Raw genomic sequence first — 16,360 nt, 5'->3', positions numbered from 1 at the left:
CGCGAATTTTTCCATGCGGCAGCCGCTTCCGTGCAAAATGGCCTGCCTGTGTTCGTCTACAGCTCACACCATGCGTTCCTGCGACCAGTCATTATGCTCAAACTGGCTATGGTCCGGTTTGGGCGGTTTTATCTCTCCCATCCGTTGCCGCAACCAGGTGCGGACCTGTTCGAACTCCCCTGCAAACTCCGCCAGGGCGCGGCCCCGGTGGCTGACTCGGCTTTTTTCTTCCATGGAGATCTCGGCAAAGGTTTTGCCCAGTTCCGGAAAGAAAAAGATCGGATCATAGCCAAATCCGGATTCACCCCGGCGCTCGGTGGTGAGTTCGCCGTCACAGCGCGCTTCCCAGGTCAGGGCCGGTCCACCCGGGGTTGCCAGGGAGAGAACGCAGACAAAGTGGGCGGCTCGATTTTCCTTTCCCGCCATTTCCTGCAATACTTTTTCACTATTCTGCCAATCTGTCGCCCCTGGACCGGCATAGCGGGCCGAGTAGACCCCGGGCCGACCATCCAGGGCGTCCACCACCAGACCGGAATCGTCGGCCAGACAGGGCAGTCCCAGCACCTTGGCGTAATGGAGGGCTTTTTTGTAGGCGTTATCATCAAAGGTCGCCCCATCTTCAACCGGTTCGGGCATGGGCCCGAAATCGGCAAGCGATTTGATGGCAACCGGGAACTCTTTGAGCAGGTCTTTGATTTCCTCTAGCTTTTTGCTGTTGCCGGTGGCCAGCACAATAATATTGTCCATGAGATTGCTCCTTGTCGCTACGGACGACGATCGATACATCAGAAGAAGTGGCTGCCTGTCCCCAGGAACGACGCGCAGGGACGAGGACCCGTTGACCGGTCAGAAAAATGTCGGGTGCAGGACCCTGCAAAAGGCGCTCATCCGCCCCCCGCAGTCTTGGCCTTGGCGCGGGCCTTGCGCAACCGCTTGTCGTACCGTTCCTGTTCACTGTATATGCAGCCGCAATAGGGCTGGCGATAGAGTCCCATGGCCATGGATTGATCAATCCCCCATTGCCAGCCGAGACGGAAGTCCTGGTAATAAAAACGGCTGCCGTACTCTCGGGCCCATTGCTCGCACTGTTCGACCAGCAACTGGTGATTCTGGTACCGGGAATAGAGCAGCGTGGTCGTGAAGGCCTCAAAGCCCCCGGCGACCGCGGCTGCCGCTGTCCGCCGCAAGCGCATTGCATAGCACAGGGAACAGCGCTCCTCTTCATGAAAGACCACCTGGCGCAGATAGTGGCCGAGGCCGTAGTCCTCGTCAATGTCGACCGGAAAATCCCAGTTCTCGCTGCATATCTTCACCGCCTCAATGCGGCGACGGAACTCCTGGTAGGGATGAATATTGGGATTGTAAAACAGGCCGGTGACCGCATGCCCCTGTTGGCGGAGCTGCCGGATCGGGTACAGGGCGCAGGGCCCGCAGCAGATGTGCAGCAGGATCCGCATTTATTTGACCTTGAAGTGCTTCGGCTCTATACCATAATTGTGGATCTTGTAGTTGATGATGCGCAGACTGGTGGCCAGGATTTTGGCGGCCTTGGTCTGGTTACCGTTGCTTTTCTTCAACGCCTCAACAATAAGTTCCCGCTCGAAATTTTCAACCGCCGTGGCCAGGGAAAGTGGTTTGTCGGTCTGCAGACTGTCGGGACTCTGCAGGGAAGGCGGCAGATGGATGGACATGATCGCGGACCCGTCGCAGATCAAAACCGCCCGCTCCATGCAGTTCTGCAATTCGCGGACATTACCCGGCCAGTGGTACTGGACGAGAAGATCGATGGCCGGGGTGGAGATCCGCTTAATCTGTTTATTGTTCTCCTGGGCGTATTTTTCCAGGAAATACTCGGCCAGCAGGAGGACATCGGTGCGCCGTTCCCGCAAGGGCGGCAGATAGACAGGAAAAACATTGAGCCGGTAATACAGATCCTCCCGAAAAGCCATCTCCTTGACCGCGGCTTCCAGGTCGCGATTGGTAGCCGCCACCAGCCGGATATTGGTGGCAATGATTTTCCCGGACCCGAGTCGCTGCAGGGTGCGCTCCTGAATGACATTGAGCAGTTTGACCTGTACAGCCGGGCTGATTTCACCAATTTCGTCGAGAAACAGGGTGCCGCCCTCGGCCAGCTCGAACCGCCCCTTCTTGGTCTCGGTGGCCCCGGTGAAGGCCCCCTTCTCATGACCGAAGAGTTCGCTCTCCAGCAGACTTTCCGGCAGCGCCGAACAGTTGACCACGACAAAGGGACCGGCGGCCCGCCCGGAATTATGGTGCAGGGCCTTGGCCACCAGGGTCTTGCCGGTCCCGGATTCACCGCGCAGAAGTACGGTGGCGTTGGAATCCGCCACCCGATGGACCATGTCGAAAACCTCCTGCATCCGCGAGGAATTGCCGATGATCTCATCGATGCGATTCTTGGCGGACAACTCGCGTCGCAGTTTGGAGTTTTCCTGCCGCAGGGCTTCTTTTTCCTCGTTGACCCGCTGGATGCGCTGCACGGTTTCCGCGATCAGACCGCTGACCACGGTGAGAAAGCGCATGTCATGTTCAGACTCAGACCCGAAGCCCTCCCTGTACATTCGGTCAATGGAGAGAGCGCCGAGGGTCTGTTGGGCGGCGATAATAGGAACGCACAGAAAAGAACTCTTCTTTTTCCGTTCATCGCCCCGGGTTCTGGTCCGATTCAGGAATAACGGCTCATCGCCGATCTGCGGAACAATGATCGGCTCCCCGGTGGCCACCACCTTGCCGGTGATCCCCTCCCCCAGTTTGTATCGCCCCCGCCGCTTGGCCTCGGCGGTGATGCCATGGGCGACTTCGATCTCCAGTTCCCCGGTGGTCGGGTTGATGATGGAAATGGTGCCGTTGTCCATTTCTTTCAATTCGGCAAGGGTCTGGACGATTTTCTCAAGACACTCCTGGAGACTGGTGGCGGAAGCCAGGTGTCTGGTGATTTCATACAGGCAGGAAAGATTGCGAAACTCCTGATCCTGCCCGTTTGTCTGCGAACCTGTGTCTGCTTGCATGCTTCTGATGATCAGTGTATTGACAGTATTCTTTTGAAATGGTATCTACATCGGCTTAAGGAGGGATGGCCGAGTGGTTTAAGGCGGCGGTCTTGAAAACCGTTGTACGAAAGTACCGTGGGTTCGAATCCTACTCCCTCCGCCAGACACCACAACAATGTACAAGGAGAGATGACCGAGTTGGCCGATGGTGCTCGCCTGCTAAGCGAGTGTGGGGGTTAAACTCCACCGAGGGTTCGAATCCCTCTCTCTCCGCCATATATCGACCCCGGACATGCGATGTGTCCGGGGTCTTTTTCTTTGCAAGCAACACGTCCCTCCGCCGCTTGTCAAAGATGGCGACGAATCCACCCAACCGTGCCGCCCGCGGCCATACTCGCCCAACCGATCGCTTGAACACCACATCCGGTACCCAGCCGACAAGAGCACCGGCAAGAGTCGGTCACCTGGTCCACGCCTGAACTCCATAAAACCCTGAGAAAGGCAGCTTATGAGAAAATTGTCAAGCGAGCTCCCTTTTCCTGAAAAAAAGTCACAAATTTGTGACTGTACCCTGTAGGTGTGTTTAATTCAAGATTGAAATCATCGATCAACACACGACATATCGCCACGGCCAGCCAAATCGTGCGGTGGAGTTCCTGCTCCGAGAAAAAAAGGGTCTTGTATCCGGTCCATGCTTCCTCTCTTATATTGAGTTATATTTAACCATACGGAAAAATAAGTATAAGCAGCTGTAATTTTTATAGAAATTAAATGCATTCAACCGCATGCGACCGGGGAAGATTTGCCCTCCTCGCTTGTCGCTGAACCCATGATATGGACTCATATTTTTGGTTTGTTTTGCTGTCATAAGGGTATTCCAGGCTATTGCCATTTACGCAGCAAACGTTGGCACTCCTTCATAGGCAATCGCTGGTTCAACTCCATCAGTCGGCTGAGCTTGCCATGAGCTTCACGAGATGTGAGGTGACCGCGTAAAACCAGCTCTTGCAGCACCCAGAGCACGCCATGCACCGTGGCCCCTCGGAGTTCTGCGGTGCGACGTAGAGCCCCATCGCCTGTAAGCAGTCTGGCTCCAAGCCTCTCTATCAGATACAAACACGAACAATCGGCGATCGACAATGCCGGGTACTGATCATAAAGGTCCCCAATGTCGCCTAATTCAGCAAAGGTGAACGTCTGCCTGGTCAGCACGTTCGTCTCAAGATAACTATCCAGATCATCGACGTTCTCCTCTTGTACCTCATTGAGCACCAAATCGCTGATCTGAAAGTCATATTCCATGCGAAAGAAGGCATCGAGAAGATCGAGTTTAAGCAGATCGATCAGGATGTTGGCATCATTGACCAGGAAGATCATGAAACGATGTGAATTTCCCGCTCAAATTGGCCAAGAGTAAGCCCCAGTAGCTCCGCCCCTTTGCTGTAGCTGATAACCTGCTCAGCCGCCGCATGGAGAACCAGCTGCTTGAAGCGATTGGCTCTTTCCTTGCCCGAATACTCTCCCGGCTCATCCTTGCGCCAGCCGTTTATACTGACATAGATACTGAACATCCTATAGCTCTGATCGTCGATAATACCGAGAGTATGCGCCCGGGCCATGATAGCCTGCATGGAAATGCCATAGATGCCTTTCAGTTTCTTCAGTTCCCACTGGGTGACTTTTTTCCGTATCTCACCGAGTTCTTCTCTGATGACACTCTCCGGCAACAGCAAGGCACCGGCAAAGGCATGGCAGAGCTTTTCGTGGTGCTTCTCCTCGCAGTCACTGAAGTTAAGCAACAGGTGCGCCAGTTCATGGGCGATGGTGAACCGTTTCCGCACACAATCCCCACCCCTGGAAACTGCAATAACCGGAATACGAATCCCCGACGCATAGCCCGAGAGCCCGGCAAAGTTTTCGTCCCCCTCGACCTCATAGATCTTGAAGCCATGATCCTCGAGCAATTCGGTCAACTGTGGGATGGGGCCTTCACCCAGGTTCCAGCTCCTGCGGATCTCTGCCGCCGCCTGTTCGATGTCCTCCCGGGTTTTGATCCGCTTTCTTGCGATGGGAATATTTGCCTCATGGCCGATGTTGAAAATTTGCTCAATTTCGAGATATTTTTGCAGAAACTCGATGGTCTGATAGGTGATACGGTTCCGTTCTTTGGCAGCAAGGCGGGTTTTCTTACGAAAACTCAAACCCTCAATCGTCACCTGCGACGAGCGGAAAAAGTAATCGACCTTAACGCCAAGGGCTCTGGCCAGCGCGATCAACACCTCGCTGCCAGGAGAGGCTTTACCTTTTTCATACTTGCTGATTGCCTGCTTGCTCACCAGTGATCCGGTGGCCTGGCTCAATGCCTCAAGGCTCATGCCCGCCATTTTGCGGGCAGACAACAATCGTTTGCCGAATTCATCTTTCATAGCGGTACCCCCTGGTTGACAAATGTACAATTGTATATGATTTTGTCAACCTTGAGGTTCTTTATCGGCCAGTAAATTGCTGGAAGTCACATCATTTAATATGAAAGCCTCAAGAAAAAACGCCACAACCCAGAACCTGCAAGCGTACAAGGAAAAGACGACAATGCCTTACTGCAGGGCAATCGCATCAAAATTACTGCGCGAACAAAACTCTAGCGAGGTAGTCGTTGTCCCACCCCGCCTTGAGTCGTTTGTTCTTCACGCCGAGTTTGGCCGTTTTCTCTTGGCGGATGAGGTTGAGGGTTATATGTCTCAATACGGCCAGATTTTCAGGGGCATGCCCCTTGCGAACCCTTGAGTCATCCTCGCGGAAGGCCACATCCAAAACCCAATGGAGTGAATTTTCAATGCCCCAGTGGGCACGGATTGCCTTGGCAAAACCTTTTGCATCGTTTTCCAGACTGGAGATATAATACCGATGTTCTTCGCTTTGCTTCCCATTGACCTCCCTTCTGGAGACAACAATGCCGATTGTCTTGAGCCCTTTCCACTCTTGCGCTATCGGGGTATTGGCAAAGTTCGTTGTATAATGGAAACGGATTTCATGGCGTCCATGCCCTTTCTCTTCCGTCATGAAAAAGTCAAATTTGGCACTGTTCAATTCTTCCTCGCCGGCTTGAGCGAAGACCTGCTCCACCGCTGTCAGCAAGGAACCTTGATTGCCTTTGAGGCCAAGAACATAATCGCCTCCCTGGTTAATAATTTGTTTGGCAATTTTTTTCCGACATCCCATCGCATCGGTGGTGACAATGCACCCCTTAAGGTCGAGAAGCCTCAACAGCTCAGGTATTGCCTTGATCTCATTTGATTTTTCATCAGTTTTTACCTGGCCAAGTACGAGGCCGTTGCCCGCGGCCCAGGCACTGACCATATGGACAGCTGCCTTGCCCGCGGTGGCATCATGTGATCTTCGTACTGTTTTTCCATCAATCGGGATAATTTCTCCGGCAAAGATTTTCGCCACTGATTGTATCCACCCCAGAAAACATTCCTGGAAATGTTTCGGATCGATATGGGAAAATACTCGGCCGAAAGTGTCGTGGGAAGGAATACCGTTGGGCAATTCGAGAAACGTTTTAAACCATTCGTGCTTCGCCTTCCCGAAGGCTTCGATGCCAACCCAATCGTCACTTCCACAAAGCATGCCGCAGATGGCAATGATAAAGAATTGCCCCAGCAGAGCTTTAACAGGTCTTCAACACAGCAACTTCGCTTCGTGGTATCGTTTTCAGGATTAAAATAATACACACAAAAGTTCTTATTATATTTTCAGCCATGAAAACTACAATAAGGTATGGCTTATTTTAATTTCCATCTCTGAAAATATCCATATAACGTCGAAGTATGAAAATCCGGTTTCTCTGGAACCCGGTAACCTCCTGCAGCACACCCATCTCCACCAAAGACGCGATCAAGCTGTTGGCTGGTACATATTTGGTGCCCAGTATTTCCATGGCCCTGTTGACGGTGATGGTCGGCGTCCCATAGAGATAGAAAATCAGTTGCTGAGCATTCTCCGCCCGGCGGCCCAGTTTAAGAATTTCAGCGTCAAGATCCTGCCGCAGTGACAAAATACGCTGGAAAGTTCTTTTGCCGCTCTCTGCGGTCTCAACCACCGCTTGTAAAAAGAAACGCACCCAATGGCCGATGTCGTTGGATTCTCGCACACGGGTCAGGGCATCGTAGTAGGAGCCGCGATGCTTTTCCAGATGGTCGGAAAGATAGAGGGATGGTTTGCTGAGCAGCCCGTGGCTGACCAGATAGAGCGTGATCAGAAGGCGACCGATGCGGCCATTGCCGTCCAGAAACGGGTGAATGGTTTCAAACTGATAGTGACTTAGAGCGCAGCGGACCAAGTGCGGGACAGCAACATTGTCGTTATGCCAGAAGGCTTCCAGATCGCTCAAAAGATCCATCATGTCCTCATGGTGCGGGGGAATAAAAGCTGCATCAGCAAGGCTCGCTCCGCCGATCCAGTTCTGGCTGCGACGGAACTCCCCGGGAGTCTTGCGCTCGCCCCGAACACCACTCATCAGAATTTCATGGGTGTGCCGCAAGAGACGCAGGGAGAGAGGCAGGCTTTTTAACTCCTCGATGGCCGTGTTCATGGCCCGAACGTAATTCTGCACCTCGCGCCAGTCATCACGCCGTTCCGGCAGAATGCGGCATGCCCTGGTCCCGGATCCGAAACATATTGCAAAAAATCCAGGCCACGGAGTTCGCTACGCCCAGACACCATTTTTACCAATTAAATGAGCTGCCCAAGGGGGCGAAGTCGGTACTGAAGCAGCTGGCAATTCCCTGTCCTCACACAGTTTTTGGACTTCAGGATGCCAAAAAACATACTCCAATAGCGTAGACACACGCGAAAATCGCCACCCCTCGTCAAGCCGCGCCGAGACTGGCTTTGCGCCGGGGTTCCGATTTCAAGCCGAAAACCCCAGCCTGCGAGAATGTGAGCGAGAGGAGCCGGGTTCCATAATTTAATCAAGATGAACTTAACTTAACTTTTCCAGATGATTCAAGATTCAAGATCTGACCCCAGGCTTCGCGCGTAAGCGTTCGTCCGTGCGTCAGCTATATTGTCTGTGACCGTTCGATTAAAGTACACTTCAACCTCCAAACTCAATGCGCCAAATTCCAGAGGCAACGTTCGCCAGCTGCCGTTGCCTGGCCTCGATTTTTTGATCATCCCAGCTGTCGTAGTGTTCAGCAACCGCCCTGGTTATCTGAAAACCGCTCTGCATATACACCTGTCGTTTGCAGGCGTAATCTCCATTACCCAGATCGCGGTTTCTACTGGTTTCAAGGGGCGTCATATTTCCAAGACGATAGATTGAGCGATCCTGTTTGGGCTCATCTATGTAAGACCAAGATTCGGAGGGGTGCTCCGGAAGGATATGCTCCAAATTGTAGGTTGCGCTTTCGAAATCAAAATCTCGGCCAGAACGTTGCCGCTCTATCTCAAAGAGGATATAACGCACTACTTTCTTATTGCGACAATTGGTGGTTCGCAACTCTTTCTCAGTGAAAGCCGCTTTGAATTGATTGTCATCGGGGTAAACATCCCGCAAAGCTGTAATCACCCCTGAGGGTCGTGAGTAGGTTCCTCCGGACACCTTCCAGGCGATGTCGTTATACAGGCGCTCCTGCTCATGTGTCTGGAGATTGCAGATGACGTTGTAACGGAACGACACGACCGTTACAGCCTCCAATATTCGCGTAAAAGAGGCTCTTTCAGGTTCATAAAATTTGGCATGACAGGCCATCAGCATGGCCAACGGTTGACGCACGTTGAACATCATTAATTGCTCGAGAGCGTGCTTTTCAACGTTGTTCCAGAACGGGTCTTGTGGATCGCGAAGAGCCGCATAAATTGCTGCCGAATGATCGAGGTCCCGCAATAGTTCAAAGGCTGCATCGCGAGTGGTGATCCGTCGTCGTATAGTTTTGAAAAGATCCGACTTCCGCACCAGTTTACTGCGGCTGTTCCAGAATAGGCGGAGGAACTCGGGGAAACTTTCGCTGCCAAGCAGGCCGACAATGCGCTCCCATCGATCCTCCAGGGATTTCAGTTCTGTCTCGTGAGTATTCTGGGTACTGATGACAGAAAATAAATAGTTTTTCAGAAGATCGGTTGCCGACAGGCGGACACCTCGGGCATTGAGGGTTTCAAAGACCTTAAAAGCATTCAGTTCATCAGTCACGGTAATGACCGTGAAAAAGAGCTTGTCAACCAGCCCATCCAGAAAAGCGGCCAATTCCTTGCCGCTGGTGACGGTCATCCCGCTGCGAGACTTGATGCGCTCTTTGAACCAGTTAAAAGCTTTTCTCAACTGATGCTCGGAGGCATTCAACCCCCTCTGGGGCAGTTTTTCCAATGGGACCAGATAGGTCTGATAAAAACGGTTGTTGTGACGGTTCAACTCCAGTTTGGAACGAGGCACCAGACTTACCGGGTCCAAATACCCGATGTAACTACTGTGGAACTGCTCCTTTCGCTTGGCGTTGTTTTCGGCATCCAATCCGGCTGCTGCCAGTTCCTGAAGATGCCCCAAGGCAGCAAGAACCATAACGCTCATGGTGGTTATTCGCTGTTGGCCGTCGATAATATCAAATTGCTTACTATCCGAGGTCTGCACCACAAGGTACCCCATGTAATGAGCCGGTTCGCCGTCTGCTTCGAACAAGCCGAGAATATCTTGCCAAAGATCATCCCACTCATCTTCTGACCACGAGTAATCACGCTGAAATGGGGGAACCCGATAGCTGAGACCATTCCCAAGCAATTGTCGAAACGTGGAGTTGGTCGTATTGAAATTCATTGATGCCATTTTCAATCCTCCTTAGCCTCCAGGCCGACTCAAGGGAGATGACAGTTCAAGACAAGCGGCCTTACGCAGCGTGACCACAAAAAGATCCCGTGGCAAACTGCCTTCCTCAATACGTTCGATTTCCAATACATCATAGCCCATCGCCATTTTTTTTATCTTCTCTTCGGTGAAGAAATGAATGACGAAGCCGCCAATCTTGTACATGTCTTCGCTAAGATGAATCCCTGTTCGGAATTGCTTATCAAAGTTACTTCGTACTGAATAGACCACTAAGCCGCCCGGCTTGAGGACACGATGCGTTTCACGCAGGATAAAGCTGATTTCAAGGGTAGATAGCTCCATGCACAGCAACATATGCGAATAGCAGGCATCGAATGAACTATCAGGAAATGGTAGCGGCTTTTTCACATTATGAGTTTGCGCGTGAATACGGGAGGCAAGTTCGGCTGTGTGAGCTTTTTCCTTTACGATTGAAACGGCGATTTCAGAATAGTCCAAAGCGGTCACCCCAAGGCCGTTGCGGGCAAACAGGAAAGTGTCACGCCCCTGACCACAGCCCAATTCCAGAACCGACCGCACGCCCTCATTCCGAAACAGATCAAGAGAACTCCGGCCAAAACCACTCGGCTCGTCTCCAAAGAAGGCCGGATTTTGGGTAAACATATCATTCCAATGAGTTTTTTGTCCCGCCTCTACTTTTTGCATCAACTTCATGATATCTTCTCCCTCTGACCACGGTGTGGAGCAAGGATAAATATTTTTTAAGTTATTTCAATACGTTTTAAATTTTTCCACCACCTGGTGAACGTCGGCAAGGCATCAGCGCCCTTGAGCATTTTTTACGGCACAATGACACTTACCTGTTTTTTTTTCAGACTGGGGTTTTCAGCCTGAAATCGGTGCCCCGGCGCAGAGCAAGTCTCAGGACGAGGGGCGGCGATTTTCGCGTGTGTCTACGTTATTGGAGTATGTTTTTTGGCATTCTGGAGTCCAAGAAATTTGTGGGGACGGGAATTGCCAGCTGCTTCAGCACTGACTTCCCCCCTTTGGGCAGCTCATTTAATTCTCCACTGCTGACGAAATTTTTTTCTCCTCTTGCTCTGAGTGCAACATAACCAGGCCCTTTAGGAGGCAGGGTGTATCAACTCGAATTTCTGGTGCACCCGAAAATTGCCCAGCTCAAAGGGTACGCGCATTCCGCGCAGCACCCTGAATGTGCCGGTTTACGTACAGCGCTCTTCACCATGTTCAATGAAGCCACCGGGGCGAACTGGCTGGAACTTGACCCGCAAACAAAAGGACAGATGGGCCAACTGTGGCTGCCGTGTCTCAGGAAACAAGAAATCGATTCTTTGTTTGCGGATAACCTTCTCTTGCAGACAATCGAGGAGCAACTGGCATCCATGGTGTCCTATTGGCAGGATGTCGAACTGATCGACCTGCACGACGATTTGCTCCCCGATGCCACCGCGGAAATATTTTTCGAGGCAGAGGAAGGGTATCGGCTGATACCCTTGTAAGCCTTTGGCATCCAGTCAAGTTCCAGCAGCCGCCGGCATCACTTGCATTCGCTCGATCGGAAACGTACAATGCATGCAGAAACACATAACGCGAAAGCGTAGCTCAGCTTCGCTTGTCGCCGTCACGCGCCCTTCAGCTGCTCCTGACCAATCTCACCTCTCATCGAGATGGATGCTCAAGGAGCCTGTTGCAATGATGCCCCTGGCCATGGAACCGTTCAAGCAAATCCCACTTAACCCGTAAGGACAGCATGAAAAAACTGCAATTATATCGATCGGTAGTATTGCGAGACGAGCAAAAAGACTTGTTGTTCTCCTCGAAAGAAACGATGCGCCCGCCTGGTAACGTACCGTACATCGTTGATAATTTATGGGAGTGGCAAAGACCGCTCACGTTTCCCTGCCGAAGGTTTTCCGCCTATGCCAGCCCCACACCGGAGTTGGCATTGCAATCCGGACCCAAAAACGGAAAAGTTTTTCGACTCGAGTTCCTTGACCTTCCTAAAATCGCCCACCTCAAAGGGTATGCCGATTCCAAGTATCACCCCGAGTGTAACTAAAGCATTATTCAATTAAATGACTAAAAGAACTCAAAATTTTTATGAAATAACACCTACCCTTGATAACTATTGGCGTGCCATTATATTGTTTGGAAAAAATTCAGCTTCATATAAATTCGCTCTCGCCAAAAGCCTTTATGATCTCAATTCATCTCAAGAGTTGATAAAACTAGATGATCTGGCAATCCATTTTTCAAAACATCTTACAGAGCACCTGTCACACAGCGAGAAACAAGGAACCTTTGGCAATAGTCGATTTCTCAATTCTTGCTTGGCATTTAACAAGAACGAAATTTCAAAAAATGAGCTTATAGAACAAACAGTTAAACTTGGGTTTCAAAATGTTATTGACGCATTTCATAATGTACACGGAAACGAGATCCCTCATAGATTTTTTTTAGATGAAAGAAAACCAAATGGTGGGATTAGACTCACTGATAATTTTTTTAAACTCAAAGAATCAGGAATTTTTAAAGATTTAATCAGTGAAACCGAAGCCCGTTGGCGTCTTGTTGAAACTGCATGGAATTTAAAAATACCGACTAAAGTTTTAAGCATTGATTATAATAAAAAAAATAAGATATTTGAAGTTAATCATTCCTCATCGAGAAGAATAACTGTCACTTCAGCTCGTGATGCTTTAAATGGATATCAAAAAGGAAAATGTTTTTACTGTTTTAAAGAAATAATGATTAATAACTTCGGCTTTGACTCTGTTGATGTTGATCACTTTTTCCCTCATAAATTGAAGCTATGCACTGAATACAAGCCAATTGACGGTGTTGCAAACCTTGTTTTATCTTGCAAAGAATGCAATAGGGGTGAATCAGGAAAATTTGACAGGATTCCCACTTTGAATTTTTTAGAACGATTGCATAAAAGAAATGAATATTTGATTCAAAGTCACCACCCGTTAAGAGAAACACTTATGGTGCAAACTGGTTTTACCGAAAAGAACAGAGTTGCCTTTCTTCAAGATGCATATAATTGCGCTTCTGTGACTGTCACATCGAAATGGCAACCAAAATCCAGCGGTTCGCCAACATTCTAGCTATGAAAAATTGGAATAACATTTAGCTCGGGTTTCCGTCCTGTAGGTCGATTTTTGATCAATGCCGGAAAAATTTCCCGAAAATCTAGGTCGTTAATTTTCCCACGGTTTTTGGTTCGAAAAATGCGAGAACACGCATTGCAATAGTATAGCCCATAGAACAAGTTCCGGGTTGTGGCCGAGTTGTGGTAGCGGTACGGTTTGGGCAAGGTGCTCCGGGCAGCCAATAAAAACCAGATCTCGTGGTCTGCGCCACCTGCTTGTTGGCAACTCGGATGGCCAGTTCAAGGAGATCAAGGACATCGTCCTGTCTTAAATCCACGCTCATGGAGCCTATCGTCCAGACTACCCTGAGGCGAAGAAGGCTCACCTATCATTTCCGTATCTCAACACATACCCAAGCCAGATATCGCTTGGACGTATTTTCGACGTTTGTCTGGAAAAGTCTAAAGTATGGAGTTGGTTCATTGCAAAAATTTGCTCAATATCCTGCCTTGCCCATAAGGTAAAGACTCGGCCATCAGCAGCCAGAGTGGTACCATCTCCTTCTTTCATGGTGATAAGGACTATACCCCCAGGGACAAGAGCACGGAAGGTTGACTTGAGAACTGCGGGGTATGCTTCATGCGAAAGATGCACCAATGAACCAACAAAAACCAGAGCGGAAAATTGTAACCCGGAAAAATCGTACAAGGTAAAGTCGCCTTCTATGACTGGACAACCGGCATGTTTTCTCGCCATGCTAGCAAGGCCCGGAGATTGCTCGAAACCGGTTGGCCGAAAACCACGCTTTGCCAACCAAAGTAGGTCTCTGCCGGACCCGCAGCCGATATCGAGGACGGTCGCCTTTGGTTTTAGCTGTCTGGCAAGAGGCTCCAGAAAAGCAGAAGGGTCAATATCTACTGTTGAAGCAAAGTAGGATTGATGATTTTCTTCGTAGAAATTATTCATTACTGAAATATTTTGGAGGGCTATCTACTCTTGGAAACATCAATTGGTACCCAGAACAAAACCACCGGACAGCACCTTTACCCAGGTCTTTCCATTATACATTCCAATCACCTGGAAGATTCTCAAACAGGCTGGCATTATCGATGCAGGAGCTTGTAAGATGAACCACGAAAAACAAGAAAAGACACGAAAAAAAAGCAACCACGGAACATGCGGAAAACACAGAAGAACGCCGCTTGACCACGAAGGATGGGCTGACGGATTTTCTGCTTTACACAGCTCCAGATGGACAGGTGAAGGTGGAGTGCATTCTGCACGACGAGACGATCTGGCTGACACAAAAGCGTATTTCGGAGCTGTTTGGGGTGGGTGTTCCGGCTATTTCGAAGCATTTAGACAATATTTATCAAGAAGGTGAATTGACGAGGGAAGCAACTGTTTCCATTTTGGAAACAGTTCAGCAGGAAGGCTCCCGGCAAGTCAAACGAAAGCTGGAATTTTACAACCTGGACGCCATCATTTCAGTGGGCTATCGGGTAAACTCCTCCAAAGCCACCCAGTTCCGTATCTGGGCCACACAATTGCTGAAAGAATACATCACCAAGGGTTTTGCCATGGATGATGAGCGGCTGAAGAACGGGCGATATTTCGGCAAAGACTATTTCCGCGAGCTGCTGGAGCGTGTCCGCTCAATCCGCGCCTCCGAACGTCGGATTTACCAACAGATCACCGACATTTTTGCCGAATGCAGTATCGATTATGATCCGAAATCGGAGACCACCCGAAATTTCTACGCCCATGTGCAGGATAAGTTCCACTTCGCCATCACCGGTCACACCGCTGCGGAAATCATCTACCTGCATGCCAATGCCGAGAAACCGCTGATGGGCATGATGACCTACAAGAACGCACCGGGTGGACGGGTACTGAAGTCCTATACTGTCCCCCGCAATATCCAAAAACAGGCGCAATATCGGTTATTCGTAGTGTGTCCATAATCGAAGTACTTTAATAATACGTTCTTGTTGATACACTTGGTAAACGAGCCGGTGTTGGAAATTTATTCTGCGGGAATAAGCCCCGACAAGATCACCAATCAGCTTTTCGTAAGGTGGTGGCTTTTGGAAAGGGTTTTCTCGGATTATTTCAAAAAGCTTTTGTGCTTTGGGTTTTAATCCGGCACCTGCCAGCTTGTTTGCATCTTTCTGAGCTTGTTTTGTGAAAACGATGTCCCAAGTCACCAATCAAGCTCCTGAGAGCATTCCGATACATCCTGTTTCATTCCCTCTTTGATGGATTCCCGCATTCCTGGTACTGAAAGCAGGTAGAGTGTTTCGGATATCGCATTCCAGTCTTCTTCAGACACAAGGACAGCATTTCCTCTTTTACCGGTGATCATGACGGGCTGATGAGAAGCTGCCGTTTCATCTATGAGAGTATAGAGTTTTGCTCTGGCTTCTGTCACATTAAGTATATTCATAATAGTACCTCTATACAAAAGCGTACGCTTTAACGAACGACTTGTCAAGCACCTGAATTCGTGACGACTGGACGCTTATTTTGGCTCTATTGTATTGTCATCAGGTTATAAGAGCGGCGACATTTTGAACAATTCACCTTCCCCAGCCGCCCTTCGGGACAACCCGGCGGAAGCTGATGGCCAGAAAACAGCAACCTCGAAACTTGTGCCGCATTTGAGGCAAGAATAGTTTCTCATCGAGCCGCAGGGGATGAGCGTTTTGTCGACCCGGCACCCTTAAGCAACCTCAGCGGGTCATCGACAATCCGCAAGGACTACCCAATCAGCTGGCGCCAGTCGGAGAGGTGGTAGAAGGGAAAGTGGGGCCAGTTGTGGACCATCGCGCTTCTGCCCCAGGCGCGCATCTGGTTTCGTGCGGAGAAAATACGATCGCGGCTGGTGACGATTGCCTGGGTGTAGATATTCTGGGCCGGTCCCTGTTGGCTGTACAGGCCGCGAATGGCGGTGAGTTCATCTAGCAAATCCTGCGCCTGCCGTTGGGGAGGATGGTCGAGGAAACGACGGCACTGGTCCGGGTCGTCAAACATGTTGCGGAAAAAGGTCTCCTGGGCCTCGGCGTCAAAGCCATGGACCAGTTCGTCATATCTTTCCGGCGGAATGCCCCGCTTGGTATCGACGGGAAAAAGGGTGCCGCCGATGGCGGTGCGGGAAGCGAACATCTCGGCGTGATCGGCGAGGAAATGGGCCGCCACCCATACCCCCAGGGACCAGGTCAGCAGATGCAGTCGTTCATAGTCGGCAAAGGGCTGCAGGGCAAAGGGCTGCAGCTGCCGGTAATCAAAGAACATGCACAGATCGCAGTCCGCAGCGGGTATGTCCTGGAACGGGGTGGGATCCATACCCCAGCCGCTGACAAAAACAATACATTCCCGATGCTGGTGGCGGTGCAGCCAGGTCGATTGCATGG

Annotated in this window: 16 protein-coding genes, 2 tRNA genes and 2 pseudogenes; 7 read left to right on the top strand and 13 right to left on the bottom strand. The window is 50.4% G+C overall.

Annotated elements, in window-relative coordinates; all coding sequences use genetic code 11:
• Nucleotides 1-63: 63 nt before the first annotated feature.
• The 3 genes from JWG43_RS06710 to JWG43_RS06700 all read right to left on the bottom strand — a co-directional run bounded on the left by JWG43_RS06710 (nucleotide 64) and on the right by JWG43_RS06700 (nucleotide 3,029).
• The gene (locus JWG43_RS06710; protein ID WP_205242055.1) at nucleotides 64-747 is read right to left on the bottom strand and encodes an XTP/dITP diphosphatase; all 684 of its coding nucleotides are present in this window, start codon (nucleotides 745-747) and stop codon (nucleotides 64-66) included.
• 137 nt (nucleotides 748-884) lie between these two features.
• Complete coding sequence (locus JWG43_RS06705) at nucleotides 885-1,457, bottom strand: epoxyqueuosine reductase QueH (protein WP_205242054.1); 573 nt, start codon at nucleotides 1,455-1,457, stop codon at nucleotides 885-887.
• Nucleotides 1,458-3,029, bottom strand: coding sequence for a sigma 54-interacting transcriptional regulator (locus tag JWG43_RS06700; RefSeq protein WP_205242053.1), 1,572 nt, complete (start codon nucleotides 3,027-3,029; stop codon nucleotides 1,458-1,460).
• Between the two features lie 59 nt (nucleotides 3,030-3,088).
• Between JWG43_RS06700 and JWG43_RS06695 the strand changes: the two genes are divergently transcribed.
• Nucleotides 3,089-3,174: transfer RNA gene (locus JWG43_RS06695), tRNA-Ser, on the top strand.
• Nucleotides 3,175-3,194: 20 nt separating this feature from the next.
• Nucleotides 3,195-3,287: transfer RNA gene (locus JWG43_RS06690), tRNA-Ser, on the top strand.
• Between the two features lie 606 nt (nucleotides 3,288-3,893).
• Here the strand turns inward: JWG43_RS06690 and JWG43_RS06685 are convergent.
• From JWG43_RS06685 to JWG43_RS06675, 3 genes are all read right to left on the bottom strand, one after another.
• A complete protein-coding gene (locus tag JWG43_RS06685) occupies nucleotides 3,894-4,388 on the bottom strand; it encodes a PIN domain-containing protein (RefSeq protein WP_205242052.1) in 495 nt (164 codons plus the stop codon).
• Nucleotides 4,385-5,437, bottom strand: a complete 1,053-nt coding sequence (locus tag JWG43_RS06680; protein ID WP_205242051.1) for a helix-turn-helix domain-containing protein — start codon at nucleotides 5,435-5,437, stop codon at nucleotides 4,385-4,387. Before JWG43_RS06680 ends, JWG43_RS06685 begins: the two co-directional genes overlap by 4 nt.
• A 193-nt stretch (nucleotides 5,438-5,630) precedes the next feature.
• Nucleotides 5,631-6,611: an ISAs1 family transposase gene (locus JWG43_RS06675; protein ID WP_338033246.1), complete on the bottom strand. Its 981-nt coding sequence runs from the start codon at nucleotides 6,609-6,611 to the stop codon at nucleotides 5,631-5,633.
• Here JWG43_RS06675 and JWG43_RS20035 point away from each other — a divergent pair.
• Complete coding sequence (locus JWG43_RS20035; RefSeq protein ID WP_338033247.1) at nucleotides 6,510-6,740, top strand: hypothetical protein; 231 nt, start codon at nucleotides 6,510-6,512, stop codon at nucleotides 6,738-6,740. The genes JWG43_RS06675 and JWG43_RS20035 overlap by 102 nt on opposite strands.
• Before the next feature lie 61 nt (nucleotides 6,741-6,801).
• On the opposite strand, the gene JWG43_RS06670 is transcribed toward JWG43_RS20035, so the two are convergent.
• The 3 genes and pseudogenes from JWG43_RS06670 to mduS form a co-directional block, all read right to left on the bottom strand.
• Entirely contained in the window at nucleotides 6,802-7,626 is an 825-nt protein-coding gene (locus tag JWG43_RS06670) for a Fic family protein (RefSeq protein ID WP_338033243.1), read from the bottom strand.
• A 483-nt stretch (nucleotides 7,627-8,109) separates the two neighbouring features.
• On the bottom strand, nucleotides 8,110-9,831 hold the full coding sequence (locus JWG43_RS06665; protein ID WP_205242049.1) for a DUF262 domain-containing protein: 1,722 nt from the start codon (nucleotides 9,829-9,831) through the stop codon (nucleotides 8,110-8,112).
• 54 nt (nucleotides 9,832-9,885) lie between these two features.
• Nucleotides 9,886-10,545, bottom strand: a pseudogene (mduS, locus tag JWG43_RS06660) (methyltransferase domain-containing selenoprotein MduS); the annotation flags it as partial.
• A 422-nt stretch (nucleotides 10,546-10,967) separates the two neighbouring features.
• On the opposite strand from mduS, the gene JWG43_RS06655 reads away from it, so the two are divergent.
• The 3 genes from JWG43_RS06655 (at nucleotide 10,968) to JWG43_RS06645 (ending at nucleotide 12,962) form a co-directional block, all read left to right on the top strand.
• On the top strand, nucleotides 10,968-11,351 hold the full coding sequence (locus tag JWG43_RS06655) for a hypothetical protein (RefSeq protein ID WP_205242047.1): 384 nt from the start codon (nucleotides 10,968-10,970) through the stop codon (nucleotides 11,349-11,351).
• A gap of 251 nt (nucleotides 11,352-11,602) precedes the next feature.
• The gene (locus JWG43_RS06650) at nucleotides 11,603-11,911 is read left to right on the top strand and encodes a hypothetical protein (RefSeq protein ID WP_205242046.1); all 309 of its coding nucleotides are present in this window, start codon (nucleotides 11,603-11,605) and stop codon (nucleotides 11,909-11,911) included.
• A gap of 16 nt (nucleotides 11,912-11,927) precedes the next feature.
• Entirely contained in the window at nucleotides 11,928-12,962 is a 1,035-nt protein-coding gene (locus JWG43_RS06645) for an HNH endonuclease family protein (protein WP_205242045.1), read from the top strand.
• Between the two features lie 366 nt (nucleotides 12,963-13,328).
• On the opposite strand, the gene JWG43_RS06640 is transcribed toward JWG43_RS06645, so the two are convergent.
• Nucleotides 13,329-13,913: a class I SAM-dependent methyltransferase gene (locus JWG43_RS06640; RefSeq protein WP_205242044.1), complete on the bottom strand. Its 585-nt coding sequence runs from the start codon at nucleotides 13,911-13,913 to the stop codon at nucleotides 13,329-13,331.
• Nucleotides 13,914-14,149: 236 nt separating this feature from the next.
• On the opposite strand from JWG43_RS06640, the pseudogene rhuM reads away from it, so the two are divergent.
• Nucleotides 14,150-14,890, top strand: a pseudogene (rhuM, locus tag JWG43_RS06635) (RhuM family protein); the annotation flags it as partial.
• On the opposite strand, the gene JWG43_RS06630 reads toward rhuM, so the two are convergent.
• The 3 genes from JWG43_RS06630 to JWG43_RS06620 all read right to left on the bottom strand — a co-directional run bounded on the left by JWG43_RS06630 (nucleotide 14,891) and on the right by JWG43_RS06620 (nucleotide 16,358).
• Complete coding sequence (locus JWG43_RS06630) at nucleotides 14,891-15,154, bottom strand: Txe/YoeB family addiction module toxin (protein ID WP_205242042.1); 264 nt, start codon at nucleotides 15,152-15,154, stop codon at nucleotides 14,891-14,893.
• Entirely contained in the window at nucleotides 15,151-15,393 is a 243-nt protein-coding gene (locus JWG43_RS06625) for a type II toxin-antitoxin system Phd/YefM family antitoxin (RefSeq protein WP_205242041.1), read from the bottom strand. The genes JWG43_RS06630 and JWG43_RS06625 overlap by 4 nt, the downstream gene beginning before the upstream one ends.
• Before the next feature lie 314 nt (nucleotides 15,394-15,707).
• Complete coding sequence (locus tag JWG43_RS06620; RefSeq protein WP_205242040.1) at nucleotides 15,708-16,358, bottom strand: pimeloyl-ACP methyl esterase BioG family protein; 651 nt, start codon at nucleotides 16,356-16,358, stop codon at nucleotides 15,708-15,710.
• Nucleotides 16,359-16,360 lie beyond the last annotated feature (2 nt).

The organism is Desulfobulbus alkaliphilus (assembly GCF_016918545.1).
In the GTDB taxonomy this organism is placed as follows: Bacteria; Desulfobacterota; Desulfobulbia; order Desulfobulbales; family Desulfobulbaceae; genus Desulfobulbus; species Desulfobulbus alkaliphilus.
The sequence above is the reverse complement of the archived record's forward strand: the minus strand, read 5'-3'. Positions and strand labels throughout refer to the sequence as shown.

Excerpts from the sequence above, each read along its gene's own strand:
- JWG43_RS06640 (WP_205242044.1), bottom strand. The coding sequence starts at position 13,913 with ATGAATAATTTCTACGAAGAAAATCATCAATCCTACTTTGCTTCAACA.
- JWG43_RS06680 (WP_205242051.1), bottom strand. The coding sequence starts at position 5,437 with ATGAAAGATGAATTCGGCAAACGATTGTTGTCTGCCCGCAAAATGGCG.
- JWG43_RS06645 (WP_205242045.1), top strand. The coding sequence starts at position 11,928 with ATGACTAAAAGAACTCAAAATTTTTATGAAATAACACCTACCCTTGAT.
- JWG43_RS06700 (WP_205242053.1), bottom strand. The coding sequence starts at position 3,029 with ATGCAAGCAGACACAGGTTCGCAGACAAACGGGCAGGATCAGGAGTTT.
- JWG43_RS06650 (WP_205242046.1), top strand. The coding sequence starts at position 11,603 with ATGAAAAAACTGCAATTATATCGATCGGTAGTATTGCGAGACGAGCAA.
- JWG43_RS06685 (WP_205242052.1), bottom strand. The coding sequence starts at position 4,388 with ATGATCTTCCTGGTCAATGATGCCAACATCCTGATCGATCTGCTTAAA.
- JWG43_RS06705 (WP_205242054.1), bottom strand. The coding sequence starts at position 1,457 with ATGCGGATCCTGCTGCACATCTGCTGCGGGCCCTGCGCCCTGTACCCG.
- JWG43_RS06625 (WP_205242041.1), bottom strand. The coding sequence starts at position 15,393 with ATGAATATACTTAATGTGACAGAAGCCAGAGCAAAACTCTATACTCTC.
- JWG43_RS06620 (WP_205242040.1), bottom strand. The coding sequence starts at position 16,358 with ATGCAATCGACCTGGCTGCACCGCCACCAGCATCGGGAATGTATTGTT.
- JWG43_RS20035 (WP_338033247.1), top strand. The coding sequence starts at position 6,510 with ATGGGAAAATACTCGGCCGAAAGTGTCGTGGGAAGGAATACCGTTGGG.
- JWG43_RS06710 (WP_205242055.1), bottom strand. The coding sequence starts at position 747 with ATGGACAATATTATTGTGCTGGCCACCGGCAACAGCAAAAAGCTAGAG.
- JWG43_RS06665 (WP_205242049.1), bottom strand. The coding sequence starts at position 9,831 with ATGGCATCAATGAATTTCAATACGACCAACTCCACGTTTCGACAATTG.